The organism is Amphiplicatus metriothermophilus (assembly GCF_900199215.1).
In the GTDB taxonomy this organism is placed as follows: domain Bacteria; phylum Pseudomonadota; class Alphaproteobacteria; order Caulobacterales; family Parvularculaceae; genus Amphiplicatus; species Amphiplicatus metriothermophilus.
Map to the genome: position 1 here is coordinate 792,562 of NZ_FZQA01000001.1, position 18,349 is coordinate 810,910.

Sequence of the window (18,349 nt, forward strand, 5' to 3'; positions counted from 1 at the left end):
CTCCGCCGCGTGGTTGAGGCAAATATGCGGCGAATTTTACCGGACGCGCCGTTCGAGCCAGTCGAGCAGAAGGGCGTTCAGCTCCGCCGGCTTCTCCCACATCACCCAATGTCCGCACCCGGAAAGAACGTGTTTTTCTAGGTCGGGGACGATCCGCTCCATGCCCTGGGCGGCCTCGGGCGGTAGGAAGAGATCGAGCTCGGCGCCGATCCATAGCGCCGGGGCGCGCACGGTCTCGTCGCGCCCTTCCATCAGCGCCCAGTTGCGGTTGATGTTGCGGTAGAGATTGATTCCGCCGCGAAAGCCCGTGCGCGCGTAGGCCTCGACGTAGACCCTCAGGTCCTCCGGGCCCATGACCAGCGCTTCGGGCTCGGCGCGCCCGCCTTCGGCGAAGCGCGCGGGAAGGTCGAAGACATGGGGAATGAGCCGCGGCCAGACCTCGCGCGGGACCGGCTTGCGGAAGACGAAGGCGAAGAACCGTTCGACGTCGCTTTCGAACAGCGCCTCGGCGAAGCCTTCGGGCTGGAAGCGGATGAAATAGTGATCGGGCGTCAGGCGCTCGGCGATGATGTCGAGCGGCGGGGCGGGCGCGCGCGGATAGGCGGGCGTGCACACGCTGACGACGCCGGCGACGCGCTCGGGGCGAAGCTGCGCCATCGACCAGACGAGCGCCCCGCCCCAGTCATGCCCGATGAAGACCGCCTTTTCGAGGCCGAGCGCGTCGAGCAGCGCCGCGAAATCGGCGCTCATGCGCTCGCAGTCGTAAAGCTCTTTCTCAGGCGGCGCGTCGGAAAGGCCGAAGCCCTTGAGATCGACGGCGACGGCGCGCCAGCCCGCGCCGGCGAGGGCGGGGATCTGGTTCTTCCAGGAATAGGCGAGCTCCGGCCAGCCATGCAGCAGGATCGCCGCCGGGCCTTCGCCCGCTTCATACGTCGCGAGCCGGACGCCGCCGGCGTCGACAAAGCGCGGTTCGGGAAAGTCCCTCATGGCGGGAACATGGACGGCGCGCCGCGTCCGGGCAAGGATTTCGCGCATCTCCCGCACAAGGGGCGTAGCGGGAGAGCCGACGCGTCCTCGCCAAGGCCGGAGCGGGGCGGAGGGCCTTTTCCGGACGCGGCGCGCCGAGACTGCGCATGGCGTGTTCTTTCTTCCCGATTGCGCCGTCAGCCTTAGCCGGGCCGTCCGCCGCGCGCGCCTGACTTTCGGCGCCCCCGCGCGCTGCAATTGGCCTGATCGCGGCTATTTCCATCGGCGCGGGGCGCGGCTAAAGCCCGGTCATGACCGAAACCGTCCGCACGACCGCGCCGCGTCCCGCGCCCGAGGGCTGGGTCTTGCCTGATCTGCCTGAAGGTTTCGCCAATCACGCCGGTCCGTTTTATTTCCGCAAGGACGGACCGGTTCCGGGCGTCGGATTTTTCGCCGAGCCGCGCCACGCCAATCTCGGCGGCGTCGTGCATGGCGGGGCGCTGGCGACGCTCGCGGACATGGCGCTGTTCGACATCTGCTTTCGCGCGCTCGGCCGCTTCAGGGCGGCGACCGTCACGCTGAATTCGGAGTTTCTGGAGCCTGCGCCCATCGGCGCGTTCATCGAGGCGCGCGGCGAGCTGACGCGCGCCGGCAGGATGCTTCTGTTCGCCCGCGGCCTGATTTCCGCCGAAGGCAAGCCGGTCATGAGCTTTTCGGGCTCGGTCCGGCGCCTTTCGTAAGCGGCGCGGGCGGCGCGCCGGCGGCCCGGGCGAGTTTTTCGGCCTGGTTGGCGCGCGCCGCATCGAGCGAGAAGACCGCGAGCCCGAGCCAGATGAAGCCGAAGGCGAAGGCGTGGGCGAGCGTGAACGCCTCGCCGTAATAGAGCCCCAGCAGAAACTGGCCTGTCGGCGCGATGTACTGAAGAAAGCCCAGGGTCGACAGCCGCAGCCGGCGCGCGGCGAGGGCGAACAGAACGAGCGGCGCCACGGTGGCGGGGCCGGCGAGCATAAGCAGCGCGTCGAAGCCCGCCCCGCGCGTTCCGAACGCGGCCTCGCCGGCGCGCGCAAGCAGAACGAGATAGACGAGCGCGACCGGCGCGAGCAGGCAGGTCTCGATGAACAGGCCGGGCATGGCGCCGACCGGGGTCGTCTTGCGCAGATAGCCGTAGGCCGTGAACAGAAAGGCGAGCGCGAGCGCCATCCAGGGAAACGCCCCGGCGCCGATCGTCAGCGTCAGAACGCCGATCGCGGCGAGCGCGACGGCGATCACCTGGGCCCGGCGCAGCGTCTCGCGCATGATGAAGACGCCCGCCGCCACATACATCAGCGGATTGATGTAATAGCCGAGACTCGCCTCGAGCACGCGGTCGCTGACCACGGCGATGATGTAGATGAGCCAGTTCGCCGAGATGGCGATCGCCGTGACGGCGAGCATGGCGAGCACGCGCGGGCTGGCGAGCGCCGCGGCGACCTCAGGCCATTGCCGGCGGACGAACAGAACCAGCGCGCCGACCGGCACGGACCACAGGATTCGGTGGGCGAGGATCTCGGCCGCCGAAGCGCCTTCGACCGCCTTGAAATAGACCGGGAAGACGCCCCAGATCGCATAGGCCGCGATCCCGCACGCGAGCCCGACGCGCACGGCCGCTTCCTCAGGCGTGCGTGCGCCTTGCGCGCTCATCGCGCCGGCCCCCTGCGTCTCGGCCTGCAGGCGGGGTCGACGAATTTCCGAAAACAGCGAGACGGCATGATGCGAACCGAATAGCGCCGCCGGGATCGGCGGCGCGGATTCGCATCTACTGGCATCAAATGCTTCGCCGGAGAAGACCGCCGCGGCGATTTCTTTCCGCCGCCGTCGCCTGCAGGGAAAGGAGGCGCGACGGACTGCGCCCGCCCGCCCGTATAAGCTGACGGACGGACAACCGCATTGAGAGGATTTCCGATGTCAGCCGATTCCCGACGCCGCATCTTTGCGCTGCTTTTCCTGGCGCTGCCGACCGCGCTCGCGATTCACGCCGATCCCGCCGCGGCGCAGGCGAAACAGGTCGATCCGGCTCGCGTCGAGGCGCTCGCCGCGCGGCTTGACGAGATCCGCGCGCGGCTCGCTCTGACCGAAGAACAGCAGGCCGCTGTCGAACCGATCCTGCGCGAAAGCCTCGCCCGTCGCGCCGCCCTCGCTGAGAGGGCGCGCGCCGAAGGCAGGCCGAGCCGGCGCGAGCTTCGCCGGCTGCGCGAGGAAGCTGATCAAATCCGCAAGGAAACCCGAACGCGAATCGCGCCGATTCTCACCCCCGTTCAACTCGCCGAATACGACCGCATCCAGGACGAGCTGCGGCAGGAGGCGCGCGAAAGGCTGCGCGCTCGCCGCCGGTCGCGATAAGGCGAAGGCTCACGCGGCCGCTTTCAGCAAGCCGCGATTGACGAGCAGCTCGGCGACCTGCACCGCGTTCAGCGCCGCGCCCTTGCGCAGATTGTCGGACACGCACCAGAAAGCGAGGCCGTTCTCCACCGTCGGATCGACGCGGATGCGGCTCACATAGGTCGCGAAATCGCCGACGCATTCGACCGGCGTGACGTAGCCGCCGTCCTCGCGCTTGTCGACGACGAGCAGGCCCGGCGCCTCGCGCAGGATCTCGCGGGCCTCATCGTCCGTGATCGGCTTTTCGAACTCGACATTGATCGCTTCGGCGTGGCCGACGAACACCGGCACGCGCACGCAGGTCGCCGTGAGTTTGATCTTCGGGTCGAGAATCTTCTTGGTCTCGACCGTCATCTTCCACTCTTCCTTGGTGAAGCCGTCTTCCATGAAGACGTCGATATGCGGAATCACGTTGAAGGCGATCTGTTTGGTGAAGGCCGACGGCGTCGGCTCGTCGTTGACGAAGATTCCCTTGGTCTGGTTGAACAGCTCGTCCATCGCCTCCTTCCCGGCGCCCGAAGTCGACTGATAGGTCGACACGACGACGCGCCGGATGGTCGCCGCGTCATGCAGGGGCTTCAGCGCGACGACGAGCTGGGCGGTCGAGCAGTTCGGATTGGCGATGATGTTCTTCTTCGCAAAGCCGCGCACCGCCTCGGCGTTCACTTCCGGCACGACGAGCGGCACGTCCGGGTCCATCCGGAAGTGCGAGGAGTTGTCGATGACGACCGCGCCGGTCCGCGCGATCTTCGGCGCCCATTCCTTCGCGACCGAGCCGCCCGCGGCCATCAGCGCGATCTGGACCTGCGAGAAGTCGAAGGTCTCGAGGTCGCGGCATTTGAGCGTCCTGTCGCCGAACGAGACTTCGCGCCCGATCGACTGGCGCGAGGCGATGGCGAACGCCTCCTTCACCGGGAACAGGCGCTCGTTGAGGATGTTCAGCATTTCCTGACCGACATTGCCGGTCGCGCCGACCACTGCGACGTTGTATTCCATGACGATCTCCGGGGTTGTCCCCGGAGAGAGGGGCAAACGCGGCGCGAAGTCAAGGCGCGCCGGAGCGCGCGCGGCGCAGGAATTCTCAACCGCCTGATAGCCCGTCTTCGCGCGGGCGCCCGGATCGCCGGCGGTTTCGGAGAGGTCGATGGCCGAGCTTGCGGACTTTCAGAATCTCGCGATCGCCGGCGCGATCGGCTTCCTGGTCGGCTTCCAGCGGGAATGGCGCGACCGCGAGCAGGCCAGGGAGCGCACCTTCGCCGGCGCGCGCACCTTCGCGCTCGCCGGTTTCGCCGGCGGCGCGGCGGGGCTGATCGATGCGGGCGCGCTGCCCGTCGCCGTCGGCCTGGCCGGCCTCGCCGCGCTTGTCGTCGCCGCCTATTGGGAGCAGGCCCGCCGCGAGCCGGGCCTCGGCGGCACGACGGAGGTCGCCTTTCTCGCGGTCTATCTGCTCGGCGCGCTCGCGACGCGCGGCGAGCCGGCCCTCGCCGGGGCGGGCGGCGTGACCGTCGCCATTCTGCTGGCGCTGAAGCCGAGCGTGCAGCGCTGGGCGCGCGCGATCGAGGCGCGCGAGCTCGCCGCCGCCCTGCGCTTTCTGGCGATCTCGGTCATCATCCTGCCGCTCGCGCCGGACCAGGGCTACGGGCCTTACGAGGCGCTCAACCCGCGCCAGATCTGGCGCATGGTCGTATTGATCAGCGGGCTGTCTTTTCTGGGCTACTGGCTGACGAAGCTCTACGGCGCGCGCGGCGTGCTGCTGACCGGCGCGGCGGGCGGGCTCGCCTCCTCCACGGCGGCGACGCTGTCGCTATCGACGATGGTCCGCGACGGAACGGCGGGGGCGCGCGCCGGCGCGGCCGGCGTCGTCGCCGCCAATGTTATGATGCTCGCGCGCATCGGCGCGCTTCTGCTCGTCGTATCGACGGAGGTTCTGCGCGCTGTCTGGCCGGCGCTCGCGGCCGGCGGCGTCACGGGCGCGCTCGCCGCGGCGCTGTTCTGGCGCGGCGAGCGCGCGGGGGGGGCCGAGATGAAGCTCGGCAATCCGATGGAGCTGAGGCCGGCCTTTCTCTTCGCCGGCCTTCTCGCGGTGATCGCCATGGCGTCGCGCTTCGCGAGCGATCTTTACGGCGATGCGGGCCTTTACGCGCTCGCCGCGGCGGCGGGCCTCGCCGACGTCGACGCCATCACGCTTTCGGCCGGGGGCGACGCCGGCCGCGGCGCGCTCGCGTCGCAGGTCGCGGCCTTCGCCATTCTGATAGCGGCGGCGGCCAACGCGCTCGTCAAGGCGGGCATGAGCGCGTGGATCGCGGGGCGCGCGGCGGGCTGGCGGGTCGCGGCGGCCTTCGCCGCGATGGCTGCGGCCGCAGCCGGCGCGCTGCTCGCCGCCGGCGCCGTCGCGTCCTGAGAGCGCCCCGCCTCATTGCCTCGCTCAAGGCGCGCGGTATAAGGCGCTGATCTTCTTCTTCCCGCAGCCAAGAGCGTCTTCCCATGAACATTCACGAGTATCAGGCCAAGCGCATCCTCAAGGAGTTCGGCGCCCCCGTCGCCGAGGGCCGGCCGGTCTACACCGCGGCCGAAGCCGAAGCGGCGGCGAAGGAGCTGCCCGGCCCGCTTTATGTGGTGAAGGCGCAGATTCATGCGGGCGGACGCGGCAAGGGCCGGTTCAAGGAGCCCGAGGCCGGCGAGAAGGGCGGCGTGCGCCTCGCCAAGTCGCCGGAGGAGGCCGCCGCCTTCGCCCGCCAGATGCTCGGCAAGACCCTCGTGACCAAGCAGACCGGGCCCGAGGGCAAGGTCGTCGGGCGCATCTATATCGAGGACGGCTCGGACATCGCGCGCGAGCTTTATCTCTCCGTGCTCGTCGACCGCGCCGTCGGGCGCATCGCCTTCATCGCCTCCACCGAGGGCGGCATGAACATCGAGGAGGTCGCCGAGGAGACGCCCGACAGGATCGTCACGATTCACGTCGATCCGGCCACGGGCTGCATGCCCCATCACGGCCGGCGCGTCGCCAAGGCGCTGGGGCTCGACGGCGCGCTCGCGAAGGAATGCGCGGGCCTCGTCGCCGCCCTCTACCGCGCCTTCGTCGAGAAGGACATGAGCCTTCTCGAGATCAACCCGCTGATCGTCACGAAGGACGGCCGGCTGCGCGTGCTCGACGCCAAGGCGGGCTTCGATTCGAACGCGCTGTTCCGCCACCCCGACATTCTCGACCTGCGCGACGCGAGCGAAGAGGACCCGCTGGAGATCCGCGCCTCCGAGTTCGACCTTTCCTACGTCAAGCTCGACGGGAACATCGGCTGCATGGTGAACGGCGCCGGGCTCGCCATGGCGACCATGGACATCATCAAGCATTACGGGGCCGAGCCCGCGAACTTCCTCGACGTCGGCGGCGGCGCGACAAAGGAGAAGGTGACCGAGGCCTTCAAGATCATCACCTCCGACCCCGGCGTCAAAGGCATCCTCGTCAACATCTTCGGCGGCATCATGCGCTGCGACATCATCGCCGAAGGCATCATCGCCGCGGTGAAGGAGGTCGGCCTCGAGGTTCCGCTCGTCGTGCGCCTCGAAGGCACCAATGTCGAGCTCGGCAAGAAGATATTGTCCGGGTCCGGACTGGCCATCATCCCGGCCGACGACCTCGAAGACGCCGCGCAGAAGGTGGTGAAAGCGGTGGGGTGGGGAACGGAATAGTCCGTAGCCACGATAGTTCGTTTTATTGAAGTTCGAACCCAAGCGCCTGAATTTCAGCGTTCCCCCAATCGTTATAGGAACGCCCATCGGGGGCGAGCGCCTGCGGATCGATTGGTTTTGTGAGATCAGTCGCGTCGGCGAAGCGTTTGATCAATGCCGCTTTTGACTCGTCCGGTAGATTATCCCACCATGTTGGCGACCAATAGATGTTCTGAAGGTTTTCAAACATCAAGCGCGTCAGAGTATCGGCAAGAATCGCATGATCGGTCGCGTGCAAGGAGCGCGCGAATGGTACGCAAACGTTATCGCTGTCTTCAAGCCATGTGAAGACGACAGCGCCGCCGTCGCCACTTGCGAACGAGTTCAGGCTCAGATGTCTGAGTTTTACGTTAGGGTCGCATCCGTCCTGAAGCAGAGCGCCGGTGAAATCGTAGATAGGCGCAAGCCGCCCTGAGCACATAATCGTCGGCGTCTTTTCGAACTTGACGATGTAAGAGCGCATCGAGGAATAGTCTTCCGAAGTAAGCACGTTATCATAAAAGGACTTGTCCTCGTCTATATCGCGTTGGCCTGCAGTTACTCCGTGCGTGTACAGAGCGACCCCATTCTGATGACTGATTTGATGGTTCAGAGACCACCCTTTATCAACATCGCGGATAATGTTGATTGAGTTTGCCTGCGCATCTTTCATGTACTTTTCATAGGCGAGTGCTCGATATCCGAGAAGGAAGCATTGCTCCGGCGAAAAAACGAACTTCTCGTTTTCAACCGGCTTAAATATCGCGTTGTCATGTGCATCGCAGAAACCCATAAATGTTGACGCTATATTCAACCCGATCCGCGTCGGCTGCGGAATGCCTTGATGATTTGCCCTTTTGTTTAGATCAGAGAATGACCACCCATAGACATGTCCGTCCTTCGCGATCCGTTTAAGGCTTCCGCTCCGGGGAACCGTATGGGCCTTGACGATCTTGCCGGAGCAAGCGCTCGCTAGATTCTGCGGGGCCAGACATAAGCATTGTGAATGCGCGGCCTTGAATGCATCGGCCGCGCTCCATACCGGAATCGGGGATTGGTTTTCCCGGTTCCAGTGGCAACGTTTGTATTTCTTTCCGGAACCGCACCAGCAGGATTCATTTCTTCCGACTTGGCGCGTCATTTTTATGGCCGAATGCAGGTCCAAAAGCCGTCTCCATACGCAATTGAAGCAATGATTGTTCTCTTTTTGTTCCGAGTCAATCTCCGTATGGTTAACGGCAGGCACGATCGCGAATCGGCGCAAAGGTAATCGCGGCTCGTACCATCGCTATCGAGCTTGTATCATAACTGATGCGCACACATTATGTGCGCATGAAAAACCTGACCCTCCGGATCGACGAAAAAGTGCTCGCCGAAGCGCGCAAGCGGGCGGCGCTCAAGGGAACGACCGTCGCCAGGATGGTGCGGGGGGTTCTGACCGCGCTGGTTGAATAGGACGGCGCCGATGCGATTGCGGCGAAAAAAGCCCGCCGGACCCTCGTTGGACTGGCGGAACGGTCGAGATTGGGGCGCGGCGCCGGATGGAAACGGGACAGGGAGGCGATTTACGAGGAGCGGATGGGCCGCTTGCATAAGGGCGGAACGGAAGCGCCCGGCTTCGCAGAAGCGCCGCCTGCTGAGAATATGGAAATGGTTGAGACCGCCGCCGCAAGGCTCCCGACGCTGGAAGAGATGACGACCGACGCAGGCGCGCCGCCTGAGCCCGGCCATGACGCGTGGTTCAGGAGGCAAGTCCAGAACGCGCTCGACAAGAAGAAGGCCGGAAAATTGAAATATTACGATTTTCGGGAAGTCGCCGCCGAATTCGGATTCAATGCGCGTTAGGTTTTCGGAGGACGCGAAGGCCGATCTCGCCGCGACCTTCGATTCCGCCGCCGAACGCGACCCGAGAGCCGCGACGCGCGTCATGGATGGAATTTTAGCCGCGATGCCGCCGCTGGGACATTTCCGTTGCTTGGAAAACCCGGCCGCATCGCGGGGACGCGCGGGCTGGCGACGCTTGGCTGGCCCTGTGTCGTGGTTTATTCGTTGCCGGACGAGTTTCACATCAACATCGAGCGCCCCCTTCACGGCGCTCGGGCGTGGCCGCCTGAGGACGATAAATGACCGCCCGATCCGACTTCTCCTTCTTCCATCCCCTTCGCGTGCGCTGGGGCGAGTGCGACGCGCAGGGGATCGTCTTCAACGTCAACTACTTCCTCTATTTCGACGTAGGGATAACGGAGTATTTCCGCGCGCTGGGCTATCCCGGCGCATCCTCGCCGGAGTTCTTCACCGTCCACGCCGAGGCTGATTTCAGGGCTCCCGCGGTCTTCGACGACGAGATCGAGGTCGCCGCGCGCTGCGCCCGGCTGGGCGTCAAATCGATGACCATGAAGCTCGCGATCTTCCGCGGCGAGGAATTGCTGACGGAAGGAACGCTCGTCTACGCCCACGCCGAGCGCGGAACGAAGCGCGCCGCGCCCCTGCCGGCCGATTTCGTCGAGCGCGTTCTCGCATTCGAGAAGACGACGCCGGAAAGGAAGACGTGATGACGGACGGCGAGATCCGTAAAATCAACATACCCGCCGCCTTCGACCGCATTTCCGAGCCCTGGTCGCCGCATGTCGCCGCGCGGCTCAACGGACAGGACGTGCGGCTCGTCAAGCTCGAAGGCGCCTTCGACTGGCATCGCCATGCGGGCGCCGACGAAGCTTTCTTCGTCGTGAAAGGCGCTTTCGCGATGGGCCTGCGCGAGGGCGGCGCCGAGCGCGAGATCGCGCTGGGCGAGGGCGACCTCATCGTCGTGCCGGCCGGCGTCGAGCACCGGCCCCGCGCCGAGACGGAGTGCTGGGTCATGCTGTTCGAGCCGTCGGAGACGGTGAACACCGGCGAGAAGGAAACCGCGCGCACGAAGCGCGACCTGCCGATGCTTTAGGCGGCGGGGTAGTCCCGATAGCCCAGCATCTCGACGTCGCGGGCGTAGACCTCCGCGATACGGTCGATGGCGCGCGCTGAGAGCTTGAGGCTGTCGTCGGCCTCGGTCGCGACGCGCGCGTTCTTCATCGGAAGTTCGCACGCAAGGCCAAGGCGAGCGCGGATCGCGCGAAAGTCTTCTTCAATGGTTTCGACCCGGCCGAGATAATCGACGGCGAGCCTGTCCGTGCGCGGATCGAGCAGAAACGAGACCTGCTCGCGAAAGTGCGGCCAGGTCCTGATCTCCGGGCGCGCAAGGCCCTCCGTCACGAAGGCGTCTATCGTCGAATAGCGCTTAAGATGCGTCTCGGCGAACGCCGCGTCGTCGGCGTGAAGCCCCCCGCGCCGCAGAAAATCGAAAGCCGAGACCGTCCGGCGCCACGGGTCGCGTACGAAGGCGAACTTGAACGCCTGATCGAACCAGCGCGCGCCGAAGACGCTCAGGTAATCCGCCGCGCTCGCATGGGCGCCGCCCTTGCCGCCCAGCAGCGCATGCGCGACGGCGAGGCCGGCGCATTTCGGCACATGGATGAAAATGCAGTTGCGTTCGCGCATGGGGCGCAGCGAATACTCGCCCGGCGAGTCCTAGATCCACTGCACCCAGCGTCGCGGCCGGCCGCCGAATTCGCGCGCCAGCTTCCAGCGCAGCCGGCGCGGGAGATTGTAAAAGACGCGCGCGCCGATCCGGACCAGCAACAGGATTTCCTCCGCCAGCGAAAGGGGCCGGCAGCTTAGTCGAATTCGCCTGCGCGGCAATCGCGCGGCCTGCGGAGGAACCGGGACGGCCTCGGCGCGGGGTCGGTTCGCTGCGCTGATTTTTCGCTGCGCGCGGCGCCGGCGCCGGGTGGCGTTCGCCGCCCGATCCCGCTAGAGAAGGCCGCGGCCGCCCGCTTCCCGCCGGCCCGCCCCTTCACGACACCCAGCAGGACCCGCGCCCCATGTCCATCCTCGTCGACAAGAACACCAAGGTCATCTGCCAGGGCCTGACCGGCTCGCACGGAACCTTCCACACCGAACAGGCGATCGCGTACGGCACGCGCATGGTCGGCGGGGTCACGCCCGGCAAGGGCGGCATGGTCTGGAAGGGCGGCGAGGCGGCGAAGGGCGCCGAGCTGCCCGTCTTCGACACCGTCGCCGAGGCGCGCGCCGCGACCGGCGCCGACGCCAGCGTCATCTACGTGCCGCCGGCCTTCGCCGCGGACTCGATCCTCGAGGCGATCGAGGCGGAGATCCCCCTCGTCGTATGCATCACCGAAGGCATCCCGGTGCTCGACATGGTCAAGGTGAGGCGCGCCCTCGACGGGTCGAAGACCCGTCTCGTCGGCCCCAACTGCCCCGGCGTCATCACGCCCGGCGAATGCAAGATCGGCATCATGCCCGGCCATATCCATCGCAAGGGCCATGTGGGCGTCGTTTCGCGCTCGGGCACGCTGACCTATGAGGCGGTCCATCAGACGACCGTCGCCGGCCTCGGCCAGTCGACCTGCGTCGGCATCGGCGGCGATCCGGTGAAAGGGACCGACTTCATCGACGTCCTCGAGATGTTTCTCGCCGACGACGACACCCATTCGATCATCATGATCGGCGAGATCGGCGGCTCGGCCGAGGCCGATGCGGCGCGCTTTCTGGCGGCGAGCAGGACGAAGAAGCCGACGGTCGGCTTCATCGCCGGCGTGACCGCTCCGCCGGGCCGGCGCATGGGCCATGCGGGCGCCATCGTCTCCGGCGGCGACGACACCGCCGAGGCGAAGATCGAGGCGATGAAGAGCGCCGGCATCGCCGTCGCGCCGACGCCGGCGGCGATGGGGCGTACGCTTTTGTCGCTCATGAAGAATTAATCTCCCCGCGCGTCCTGCGCGCGCGAAAGCTCCCCGAAAGCCATTGAAACGACAGGCGGTTGGCGTATCTAAGGAGCTCGGCGGCTCATTAACGCAAGTCTCGGAATCCGGCCCATGGCCAAAGACGGCGACGTTCCCGCATCGAGCGGTTCATCAGGCCCGCGCGCGGCGCGCGCGGAGAGCTTTTTGTCCGGCGGCAACGCGGCCTGGCTGGAGGCGCAATATGCGCGCTTCACCGCCGATCCCGCGAGCGTGAGCGCGGACCTGCGCGCCTATTTTGAAAGCCTCGGCGACGGCCCGGCCTCCGGGCGCGGCCATGACGGGCCGAGCTGGCGCCGGCCGGACTGGCCGCCCCGGCCGAACGGCGAGCTGGTCGCCGCCCTCGACGGCGACTGGGCCCAGACCGAGCAGCAGCTCCATGCGAAGATCGCCCGGCGCCAGCCGGCCGCGAGCGCGGAGGAGGTGCGTCAGGCGACGCGCGACTCCTTGCGCGCGCTGATGCTGATCCGCGCCTATCGCATCCGCGGCCATCTCATCGCCGATCTCGACCCGTTGCGGCTGTCGAAGCCCGAGGTGCATCCCGAGCTCGACCCCGCCACGCTCGGCTTCACCGAAGCCGATATGGACCGGCCGATCTTCATCGACCATGTGCTGGGGCTGGAGACCGCCTCCTTGCGCGAGATCCTCGACATCCTGCGGCGGACCTATTGCGGGACCTTCGCAGTCGAGTTCATGCACATCACCGACCCCGAGCGCAAAGCCTGGCTCCAGCAGCGCATCGAGGGTCCGGACAAGGACATCTCCTTCACCCGCAACGGCAAGCAGGCGATCCTCAGAAAGATCATCGAGGCGGAAGGCTTCGAAAATTTTCTGAACACGAAATATACGGGCACGAAGCGGTTCGGCCTCGACGGCGCCGAGGCCATGGTGCCCGCGCTCGAGCAGATCATCAAGCGCGGCGGCGCGCTGGGCGTGAAGGAGATCGTCATCGGCATGCCCCATCGCGGCCGGCTCAACGTGCTCGCCGCAGTGATGGGCAAGCCCTATCACCACATCTTCCACGAGTTTCACGGCGGCTCGGTCACGCCCGACGAGGTCGGCGGCTCCGGCGACGTCAAATACCATCTCGGCGCGTCCTCCGACCGCGAGTTCGACGGCAACCGGGTGCATCTTTCGCTCACCGCCAACCCGTCGCATCTTGAAGCCGTGGACCCGGTCGTGCTCGGCAAGGCGCGCTCGAAGCAGGACCGCATCGAGCCCGGCGACATCGAGGCGCCGCGCACCCATGTGCTGCCGCTTCTGCTGCATGGGGACGCGGCCTTCGCCGGCCAGGGCATCGTCGCGGAATGCTTCGGCCTGTCGGGGCTGAGAGGCTACCGCACCGGCGGGACCATCCACTTCATCGTCAACAACCAGATCGGCTTCACCACGAGCCCGCGTTTCGCGCGCTCCTCGCCCTATCCCTCGGACGTGGCGAAGATGGTCGAGGCGCCGATCTTCCACGTGAACGGCGACGATCCCGAAGCGGTCGTCTACGCGGCGAAGGTGGCGACCGAATACCGCCAGAAATTCGGCGCGGACGTCGTCATAGACATGTTCTGCTATCGCCGCTTCGGCCACAACGAGGGCGACGAACCCAGCTTCACCCAGCCGCGCATGTACAAGAAGATCCGCGCTCACAAGACGACGCGCGAGATCTACGGGGCGCGGCTCGCGGCCGAAGGGATCATTTCCGAGGACTGGCAGGAGAAAGAGCGCGCGGCGTTCCGAAAGTTTCTCGAAGAGGAATTCGAAGCGGCCAAGAGCTTCAAGCCGAACAAGGCCGACTGGCTCGACGGCCAGTGGTCGGGCTTCGTGCCGCCGGTCGACGACGACCGGCGCGGCGACACCGCGGTCGACATCGAGACCCTGAAGCGCATCGGGCGGACGATCACCAGCTATCCGTCCGACTTCAAGATCCACAAGACGCTCGCGCGCATTCTCGAGGAAAAGCGCAAGACCTTCGAGGAAGGCCGGAACATCGACTGGGCGAGCGCCGAGGCTCTTGCCTTCGGCTCGCTGCTGATCGACGGCTTCGGCGTCCGGCTTTCGGGCCAGGATTCGCGGCGCGGCACCTTCTCCCAGCGCCACGCCGTTTTTATCGATCAGGAGACGGAGAAAACCTACACGCCCCTCAGGCGCCTCAAGGGCGCGAAGGCGACCTTCGAGGTTCACGACTCGAACCTCTCCGAATTCGCGGTGATGGGTTTCGAGTACGGCTACTCCCTCGCCAATCCGAAGTTCCTCGTGCTGTGGGAGGCCCAGTTCGGCGACTTCGCCAACGGCGCCCAGGTCATCATCGACCAGTTCCTCTCCTCCGGCGAGCGCAAATGGCTCAGAATGTGCGGCCTCGTGCTTCTGCTGCCGCACGGCTATGAAGGTCAGGGACCGGAGCATTCATCAGCCCGCCTCGAACGTTTCCTGCAGCTTTGCGCGCAGGACAACATGCAGGTGGCGAACTGCACCACGCCGGCCAACTACTTCCACATCCTGCGCCGGCAGATGCGACGCAACTTCCGCAAGCCGCTGGTGCTGATGACGCCGAAGTCGCTCCTGCGCCACAAGCGCTGCGTGTCGACCCTCGAAGAGATGGGGCCGGGCTCGTCCTTCCACCGCGTGTTGTGGGACGACGCGGAATACCGGCCGGGCTCGACGGTCAAGCTCGTCTCCGACGACAAGATCCGCCGCGTCGTCATCTGCTCGGGCAAGGTCTACTACGACCTGCTCGAAGAGCGCGAGAAGCGCGGGATCGAGGACGTCTACATTCTGCGCGTGGAGCAGTTCTATCCGTTCCCGGCGCATTCGCTGATGTCCGAATTGCAGCGCTTCAAGAAGGCCGACATGATCTGGTGCCAGGAAGAGCCCAAGAACATGGGCGCCTGGTTCTTCATGGAGCCCAATATCGAATGGACGCTCGACCAGATCGGCGCGAAGGCGAAGCGCGCGCGCTATGTCGGCCGTCCCGCCGCCGCTTCGCCCGCCACCGGCCTGATGAACAAGCACAAGCAGGAAATGGAAGAGTTCCTGGAAGAGGCCTTCGCCTGAACGGCCTCGTCCGTCCGATCCGACCCTTGGAGACCTGAAGCGACATGGCGACCGAAATCCGCGTGCCCGCGCTGGGCGAATCCGTGACCGAAGCCACCATCGCGCGGTGGCTGAAAAAGGAGGGCGAGAACGTCGCCGCCGACGAGCCGCTCGTAGAGCTCGAAACCGACAAGGTCTCCGTGGAGGTTCCCGCGCCGTCGACCGGCGTGCTTTCGAAGATTTCCGCTAAGGAAGGCGATACGGTCGAGGTCGATGCGGTGCTCGGCATGATCGGCGAAGCGGCGGCCAAGGCGGCCAGGAAAGAGAAATCGGCCGGAAAAGACGAAAAAGCCCCCGCCGGCGAAGGCCGGTCGAAAGCCGGCGCGAAGAAGCAGGCCGTCGCCGGGCGAACGGTGGAGGTCCGCGTTCCGCAAAGCGGCGAGTCCGTGACCGAGGCCGAGGTCGGCGAGTGGCTGAAGAAGGAGGGCGACCGCGTCGAGGCGGACGAGCCGATCGTCAGCCTCGAGACCGACAAGGCCTCGATGGAGGTGCCGGCGCCGGCGGCCGGGATCATCAGGAAGATCGCGGCGAAGGAGGGCGAAACCGTCGAGGTCGGCGCGCTGCTCGCCGAGATCGAGGCGGGCGGCGACGGCGCCGCGGCGAAGGAAGAGCCCGCCCTGCGCGCGGCGGCCGAGCGCGCCGCGCCCGCCCCGTCGGCCGGCAAGCCGCTGTCCCCCGCGCCGCGACGGATCATCGGCGAGTACGCGCTCGATCCCGCCGCCGTCGAGGGAACGGGCAAGGACGGGCGCATCACCAAGGCCGACGCGCTCGCCGCGGCGAAAGCGAAGGACGGGGCGAAGGCCCGCGCGCCCGAACCGGCCCCGGCCCCCGCCCGCGAGACCGGCCCGCGCGAAGAGCGCGTGAAGATGAGCCGCCTGCGCCAGACCATCGCGCGCCGCCTCAAGGAGGCGCAGCAGACCGCCGCCATGCTGACGACGTTCAACGACGTCGACATGAGCGCGGTCATGGCGCTGCGCGGCGAATACAAGGAGCTGTTCGAGAAGAAGCACGGCGTGAAGCTCGGCTTCATGTCCTTCTTCGTGAAGGCCTGCGTGCACGCGCTGAAGGAGATTCCGGAGGTCAACGCCGAGATCGACGGGACCGACATCATCTACAAGAACCATTACGACATCGGGGTCGCCGTCGGCACGGATCGCGGGCTCGTCGTGCCGGTGGTGCGCGACGCCGACGCCAAGTCGCTCGCCGCGATCGAGGCCGAAATCGCCGATTTCGGGCGGCGCGCCCGCGACGGCTCGCTGAAGCTCGAAGAAATGCAGGGCGGCACCTTCACCATCTCGAACGGCGGGGTGTACGGATCGCTCCTGTCGACCCCCATTCTCAACGCGCCGCAGTCTGGCATTCTCGGCATGCACCGCATCGAGGAGCGTCCCGTCGCGCGGGACGGCCAGGTCGTCGTGCGCCCGATGATGTATCTGGCGCTCTCATACGACCACCGCATCGTCGACGGCAAAGGCGCGGTCACTTTTCTCGTGCGCGTGAAGGAGAACCTCGAAGACCCGCAAAGACTGCTTTTGGATTTATGATTAAGCGGCCTGCGCCAGCGAACGAGCCCGCGCCTTGCCGACCCCGGATCATCGACCGCCAGCCCCGTCCGCCAGTCACCAGCCACCAGCCACTAACCATCAGTCACTCAAATGACCTACGACGTCATCATCATCGGCGCCGGGCCCGGGGGCTACAACGCCGCCATCCGCGCCGGCCAGCTCGGCCTCAAAGCCGCGATCGTCGAGAAGCGCGAGAACAAGAAGCTCGGCGGGACGTGCCTCAACGTCGGGTGCATTCCGTCGAAGGCGCTCCTGCACGCTTCGGAGCTTTACGAGGCGGCGTCCGCGCGGCTGCCTGCGCTCGGGATCAGGGCCGAGAAGGTCTCGCTCGATCTCAAGCAGATGCTGAAGCAGAAGGACGAGGCGGTCGAGGCGCTCACCAAAGGCGTCGAATTCCTGATGAAGAAGAACAAGGTCGACACGTTTTTCGGCTCGGGCGAGATCGTCGAAGCGGGCAAGGTCCGCGTCGCGGGCGCCGACGGCAAGACGACCGACCTGACGGCGAAGCACATCATCATCGCGACGGGATCGGAAGTCGCCCCGCTCAGGGGCGTCGAGATCGACGAGGAGCGCATCGTCTCCTCCACCGGCGCCCTGTCGCTGTCCGCCGCGCCCAAGCACCTGGTCGTCGTCGGCGGCGGCGTCATCGGGCTCGAACTCGGCAGCGTCTGGCGCCGGCTCGGCGCGAAAGTGACGGTGGTCGAATTTCTCGACCGCATCCTGCCGACCATGGACGGCGAGGTCTCGAAGCAATTTCTCCGCATCCTGAAGAAGCAGGGCATGGCGTTCCGCCTGTCGTCGAAGGTCGCGGGCGTCGAAAAGCTCAAGACCAAGCTCAAAGTCGCCGTGGAGCCGGCCGAGGGGGGCGAGGCCGAAACCATCGACGCCGACGTCGTGCTCGTCGCCATCGGGCGCCGTCCGCACACGGCCGGCCTGGGGCTCGATCGGGTCGGCGTGAAGACCGACGAACGCGGCTTCATCCTCACCGATCATTTCCGCACCAGTGTCGAGGGAATCTGGGCCATCGGCGACTGCATTCACGGGCCGATGCTCGCCCACAAGGCCGAGGACGACGGCGTGGCCTGCATCGAGCTGATCGCCGGCAAGGCGGGCCATGTGAACTACGACGCCGTGCCGAACGTCGTTTACACCTGGCCCGAAGTCGCCTCGGTCGGAAAGACGGAGGAGGAGCTGAAGGAGGCCGGCGTCGCCTACAAGGTCGGCAGGTTTGCGTTCTCCGCGAACAGCCGCGCCAAGACCAATCACGAGACGGACGGCTTCGTGAAGATCCTCGCCGACGCCGAGACCGACCGCGTGCTCGGCTGCCACATCGTCGGCGTCGACGCCGGCGAGCTCATCGCCGAGGCCGTCAGCGTCATCGAGTTCGGCGGCGCCTCGGAGGACATCGCGCGCACCTGCCACGCCCATCCCACGCGCTCCGAAGCCGTGCGGCAGGCGGCGATGGGCGTCGAAGGCTGGACCATGCAGGCGTGAGCCTGGCCGGATTCTCCCTCGCCGACGTCGTCGGCTTCGTCGGCGTCGGGCTCGTGGTCGCGACCTATTTCCTGTCGCAGATCGGCCGGATGGACGCGACGCGCCCGCTCTATCCCGGGCTGAACGCGCTCGGCGCGCTGATGATTCTCGTTTCGCTCTGGTTCCGGCCGAATCCGGCCTCGATCGCGATCGAGTTCTTCTGGCTGGCGATCAGCGCGATCGGCTTCGTTCGGGCGCTGATAATCGGCCGCAGGCGTTGAGGCG

The 18,349-nt window shown here is 66.4% G+C and carries 18 protein-coding genes; 13 read left to right on the forward strand and 5 right to left on the reverse strand.

The features are described from left to right. Nucleotides 1-36: 36 nt before the first annotated feature. Nucleotides 37-1,035, reverse strand: a complete 999-nt coding sequence (locus CHB64_RS03895) for an alpha/beta fold hydrolase (protein ID WP_089411241.1) — start codon at nucleotides 1,033-1,035, stop codon at nucleotides 37-39. A 242-nt stretch (nucleotides 1,036-1,277) separates the two neighbouring features. Here CHB64_RS03895 and CHB64_RS03900 point away from each other — a divergent pair, with 242 nt between their 5' ends. Then, complete coding sequence (locus CHB64_RS03900) at nucleotides 1,278-1,706, forward strand: PaaI family thioesterase (protein ID WP_089411242.1); 429 nt, start codon at nucleotides 1,278-1,280, stop codon at nucleotides 1,704-1,706. On the opposite strand, the gene rarD is transcribed toward CHB64_RS03900, so the two are convergent. Beyond that, complete coding sequence (gene rarD / locus CHB64_RS03905) at nucleotides 1,669-2,646, reverse strand: EamA family transporter RarD (RefSeq protein ID WP_089411243.1); 978 nt, start codon at nucleotides 2,644-2,646, stop codon at nucleotides 1,669-1,671. The two genes, CHB64_RS03900 and rarD, sit on opposite strands and share 38 nt — an antisense overlap. A 261-nt stretch (nucleotides 2,647-2,907) precedes the next feature. Here rarD and CHB64_RS03910 point away from each other — a divergent pair, with 261 nt between their 5' ends. Continuing rightward, complete coding sequence (locus tag CHB64_RS03910) at nucleotides 2,908-3,345, forward strand: hypothetical protein (RefSeq protein ID WP_089411244.1); 438 nt, start codon at nucleotides 2,908-2,910, stop codon at nucleotides 3,343-3,345. Nucleotides 3,346-3,354: 9 nt separating this feature from the next. On the opposite strand, the gene CHB64_RS03915 is transcribed toward CHB64_RS03910, so the two are convergent. Beyond that, nucleotides 3,355-4,380: an aspartate-semialdehyde dehydrogenase gene (locus CHB64_RS03915; protein WP_089411245.1), complete on the reverse strand. Its 1,026-nt coding sequence runs from the start codon at nucleotides 4,378-4,380 to the stop codon at nucleotides 3,355-3,357. Between the two features lie 148 nt (nucleotides 4,381-4,528). Between CHB64_RS03915 and CHB64_RS03920 the strand changes: the two genes are divergently transcribed. Further along, nucleotides 4,529-5,785, forward strand: a complete 1,257-nt coding sequence (locus tag CHB64_RS03920; protein ID WP_089411246.1) for an MgtC/SapB family protein — start codon at nucleotides 4,529-4,531, stop codon at nucleotides 5,783-5,785. Between the two features lie 83 nt (nucleotides 5,786-5,868). Next, the gene (gene sucC, locus CHB64_RS03925) at nucleotides 5,869-7,071 is read left to right on the forward strand and encodes an ADP-forming succinate--CoA ligase subunit beta (protein WP_089411247.1); all 1,203 of its coding nucleotides are present in this window, start codon (nucleotides 5,869-5,871) and stop codon (nucleotides 7,069-7,071) included. A 22-nt stretch (nucleotides 7,072-7,093) separates the two neighbouring features. On the opposite strand, the gene CHB64_RS03930 is transcribed toward sucC, so the two are convergent. Beyond that, a complete protein-coding gene (locus CHB64_RS03930; RefSeq protein WP_143265931.1) occupies nucleotides 7,094-8,254 on the reverse strand; it encodes an SEC-C domain-containing protein in 1,161 nt (386 codons plus the stop codon). Nucleotides 8,255-8,400: 146 nt separating this feature from the next. On the opposite strand from CHB64_RS03930, the gene CHB64_RS15240 reads away from it, so the two are divergent. The 4 genes from CHB64_RS15240 (at nucleotide 8,401) to CHB64_RS03945 (ending at nucleotide 10,027) form a co-directional block, all read left to right on the forward strand. Then, nucleotides 8,401-8,544: a hypothetical protein gene (locus CHB64_RS15240; RefSeq protein WP_159462407.1), complete on the forward strand. Its 144-nt coding sequence runs from the start codon at nucleotides 8,401-8,403 to the stop codon at nucleotides 8,542-8,544. 195 nt (nucleotides 8,545-8,739) lie between these two features. After that, nucleotides 8,740-8,934 (forward strand): hypothetical protein, encoded by a 195-nt coding sequence (locus CHB64_RS03935; RefSeq protein WP_143265932.1) that lies wholly within the window; start codon nucleotides 8,740-8,742, stop codon nucleotides 8,932-8,934. A 278-nt stretch (nucleotides 8,935-9,212) separates the two neighbouring features. Beyond that, nucleotides 9,213-9,641 carry an acyl-CoA thioesterase gene (locus CHB64_RS03940; protein WP_089411250.1) on the forward strand — a complete coding sequence of 143 codons (429 nt, stop codon included), beginning with the start codon at nucleotides 9,213-9,215 and terminating at the stop codon, nucleotides 9,639-9,641. Next, on the forward strand, nucleotides 9,641-10,027 hold the full coding sequence (locus CHB64_RS03945; RefSeq protein ID WP_183233949.1) for a cupin domain-containing protein: 387 nt from the start codon (nucleotides 9,641-9,643) through the stop codon (nucleotides 10,025-10,027). Before CHB64_RS03940 ends, CHB64_RS03945 begins: the two co-directional genes overlap by 1 nt. On the opposite strand, the gene CHB64_RS03950 is transcribed toward CHB64_RS03945, so the two are convergent. Beyond that, a complete protein-coding gene (locus CHB64_RS03950; protein WP_089411251.1) occupies nucleotides 10,024-10,620 on the reverse strand; it encodes a sulfotransferase family 2 domain-containing protein in 597 nt (198 codons plus the stop codon). The two genes, CHB64_RS03945 and CHB64_RS03950, sit on opposite strands and share 4 nt — an antisense overlap. Before the next feature lie 383 nt (nucleotides 10,621-11,003). On the opposite strand from CHB64_RS03950, the gene sucD reads away from it, so the two are divergent. The 5 genes from sucD (at nucleotide 11,004) to CHB64_RS03975 (ending at nucleotide 18,345) form a co-directional block, all read left to right on the forward strand. After that, a complete protein-coding gene (gene sucD, locus CHB64_RS03955; RefSeq protein ID WP_089411252.1) occupies nucleotides 11,004-11,903 on the forward strand; it encodes a succinate--CoA ligase subunit alpha in 900 nt (299 codons plus the stop codon). A 114-nt stretch (nucleotides 11,904-12,017) separates the two neighbouring features. After that, nucleotides 12,018-14,987 carry a 2-oxoglutarate dehydrogenase E1 component gene (locus CHB64_RS03960; protein ID WP_089411253.1) on the forward strand — a complete coding sequence of 990 codons (2,970 nt, stop codon included), beginning with the start codon at nucleotides 12,018-12,020 and terminating at the stop codon, nucleotides 14,985-14,987. 44 nt (nucleotides 14,988-15,031) lie between these two features. Beyond that, nucleotides 15,032-16,570 carry a 2-oxoglutarate dehydrogenase complex dihydrolipoyllysine-residue succinyltransferase gene (gene odhB / locus CHB64_RS03965; RefSeq protein WP_089411254.1) on the forward strand — a complete coding sequence of 513 codons (1,539 nt, stop codon included), beginning with the start codon at nucleotides 15,032-15,034 and terminating at the stop codon, nucleotides 16,568-16,570. A gap of 111 nt (nucleotides 16,571-16,681) precedes the next feature. Then, on the forward strand, nucleotides 16,682-18,085 hold the full coding sequence (gene lpdA / locus CHB64_RS03970) for a dihydrolipoyl dehydrogenase (protein ID WP_089411255.1): 1,404 nt from the start codon (nucleotides 16,682-16,684) through the stop codon (nucleotides 18,083-18,085). After that, on the forward strand, nucleotides 18,082-18,345 hold the full coding sequence (locus CHB64_RS03975) for a CBU_0592 family membrane protein (protein WP_089411256.1): 264 nt from the start codon (nucleotides 18,082-18,084) through the stop codon (nucleotides 18,343-18,345). The genes lpdA and CHB64_RS03975 overlap by 4 nt, the downstream gene beginning before the upstream one ends. Nucleotides 18,346-18,349 lie beyond the last annotated feature (4 nt).

Bases quoted from the DNA above. Each gene is read 5' to 3' on its own strand.
- CHB64_RS03895 (WP_089411241.1), bottom strand. From the start codon at position 1,035: ATGCGCGAAATCCTTGCCCGGACGCGGCGCGCCGTCCATGTTCCCGCC.
- CHB64_RS03900 (WP_089411242.1), top strand. From the start codon at position 1,278: ATGACCGAAACCGTCCGCACGACCGCGCCGCGTCCCGCGCCCGAGGGC.
- rarD (WP_089411243.1), bottom strand. From the start codon at position 2,646: ATGAGCGCGCAAGGCGCACGCACGCCTGAGGAAGCGGCCGTGCGCGTC.
- CHB64_RS03910 (WP_089411244.1), top strand. From the start codon at position 2,908: ATGTCAGCCGATTCCCGACGCCGCATCTTTGCGCTGCTTTTCCTGGCG.
- CHB64_RS03915 (WP_089411245.1), bottom strand. From the start codon at position 4,380: ATGGAATACAACGTCGCAGTGGTCGGCGCGACCGGCAATGTCGGTCAG.
- CHB64_RS03920 (WP_089411246.1), top strand. From the start codon at position 4,529: ATGGCCGAGCTTGCGGACTTTCAGAATCTCGCGATCGCCGGCGCGATC.
- sucC (WP_089411247.1), top strand. From the start codon at position 5,869: ATGAACATTCACGAGTATCAGGCCAAGCGCATCCTCAAGGAGTTCGGC.
- CHB64_RS15240 (WP_159462407.1), top strand. From the start codon at position 8,401: ATGCGCACACATTATGTGCGCATGAAAAACCTGACCCTCCGGATCGAC.
- CHB64_RS03935 (WP_143265932.1), top strand. From the start codon at position 8,740: ATGGTTGAGACCGCCGCCGCAAGGCTCCCGACGCTGGAAGAGATGACG.
- CHB64_RS03940 (WP_089411250.1), top strand. From the start codon at position 9,213: ATGACCGCCCGATCCGACTTCTCCTTCTTCCATCCCCTTCGCGTGCGC.
- CHB64_RS03945 (WP_183233949.1), top strand. From the start codon at position 9,641: ATGACGGACGGCGAGATCCGTAAAATCAACATACCCGCCGCCTTCGAC.
- CHB64_RS03950 (WP_089411251.1), bottom strand. From the start codon at position 10,620: ATGCGCGAACGCAACTGCATTTTCATCCATGTGCCGAAATGCGCCGGC.
- sucD (WP_089411252.1), top strand. From the start codon at position 11,004: ATGTCCATCCTCGTCGACAAGAACACCAAGGTCATCTGCCAGGGCCTG.
- CHB64_RS03960 (WP_089411253.1), top strand. From the start codon at position 12,018: ATGGCCAAAGACGGCGACGTTCCCGCATCGAGCGGTTCATCAGGCCCG.
- odhB (WP_089411254.1), top strand. From the start codon at position 15,032: ATGGCGACCGAAATCCGCGTGCCCGCGCTGGGCGAATCCGTGACCGAA.
- lpdA (WP_089411255.1), top strand. From the start codon at position 16,682: ATGACCTACGACGTCATCATCATCGGCGCCGGGCCCGGGGGCTACAAC.